This is a genomic window from Faecalibacterium sp. Marseille-Q4164, assembly GCF_017377545.1.
Lineage (GTDB): Bacteria > Bacillota > Clostridia > Oscillospirales > Ruminococcaceae > Faecalibacterium > Faecalibacterium duncaniae.
The window spans coordinates 1-1535 of sequence record NZ_JAFREJ010000038.1 but is presented as its reverse complement, the minus strand read 5'-3'; the positions used below and the strand labels follow the sequence as shown (position 1 = coordinate 1535).

Here is a 1535-nt window from a genome sequence, read left to right as displayed (position 1 = left end):
CTCCACTTACACATCGTGCCTATCAACCTCGTAGTCTACAAGGGATCTTACCTGATTCAATCAGTGGGATATCTTATCTTTGGGTCGGCTTCACGCTTAGATGCTTTCAGCGTTTATCCGATCCGTACGTAGTTGCCCAGCTATGCTCCTGGCGGAACAACTGGTGCGCCAGAGGTACGTCCGTCCCGGTCCTCTCGTACTAGGGACAGCTCCCATCAAATATCCTGCGCCCACGACAGATAGGGACCGAACTGTCTCACGACGTTCTGAACCCAGCTCGCGTACCGCTTTAATTGGCGAACAGCCAAACCCTTGGGACCGAATACAGCCCCAGGATGCGATGAGCCGACATCGAGGTGCCAAACCTCCCCGTCGATGTGGACTCTTGGGGGAGATCAGCCTGTTATCCCCAGGGTAACTTTTATCCGTTGAGCGATGGCATTTCCACTCACATACCACCGGATCACTAACTCCAACTTTCGTTACTGCTCGACCCGTCAGTCTCGCAGTTAGGCTCGCTTCTGCGTTTGCACTCTTTTGCTTGATTTCCGTTCAAGCTGAGCGAACCTTTGAACGCCTCCGTTACTCTTTAGGAGGCGACCGCCCCAGTCAAACTGCCCACCTAACAATGTCCCCCGACTCGATTCAGAGCCGCAGGTTAGAATTCCAATATCGCAAGGATGGTATCCCAACGGCCTCTCCGCCAAAGCCAAAGCCTTGGTTTCCCAGAGTCCCATCTATCCTGTGCATGCAACATCGAAACCCAATATTAGGCTACAGTAAAGCTCCATGGGGTCTTTCCGTCTTGTCGCGGGTAACCGGCATCTTCACCGGTACTACAATTTCGCCGGGCGGGCTGTTGAGACAGTGCCCAAATCATTACGCCTTTCATGCGGGTCAGAACTTACCTGACAAGGAATTTCGCTACCTTAGGACCGTTATAGTTACGGCCGCCGTTCACTGGGGCTTCGATTCAATGCTTGCACATCTCCTCTTAACCTTCCAGCACCGGGCAGGCGTCAGCTCGTATACGTCATCTTTCGATTTAGCACAAACCTGTGTTTTTGGTAAACAGTTGCTTGGGCCGATTCTCTGCGGCTCCATCTCTGGAGCACCCCTTCTCCCGAAGTTACGGGGTCAATTTGCCGAGTTCCTTAACAACCCTTCTCCCGTTGGCCTTAGAATCTTCTTCCTACCTACCTGTGTCGGTTTGCGGTACGGGCACCTCAGAAATACACACAGCTTTTCTCGCCATCTTCCATCTCAGACTTCGGTACTAATTTCCCTCGATCTCTACCGGAACCAACACCCGGCTCTGAGACTTCATATGTGTCCCTGTGCTTAACTCTTTTGGTGGTGACGGAATCTCTACCGTCTGTGCATCGGCTACGCCTTCCGGCCTCACCTTAGCTCCCGACTAACCTGGAGCGGACGAACCTTCCTCCAGAAACCTGAGGCTTTCGGCCATGCAGATTCTCACTGCATTCGCGCTACTCATTCCGGCATTCTCACTTCTATACACTCCACAGCCGCTT

General features: G+C 52.8%; 1 rRNA gene. It reads right to left on the bottom strand.

The annotated features are described in order from the left end of the window. Positions 1–1535: ribosomal RNA gene (locus J3352_RS14085) — 23S ribosomal RNA — on the bottom strand; the annotation flags it as partial.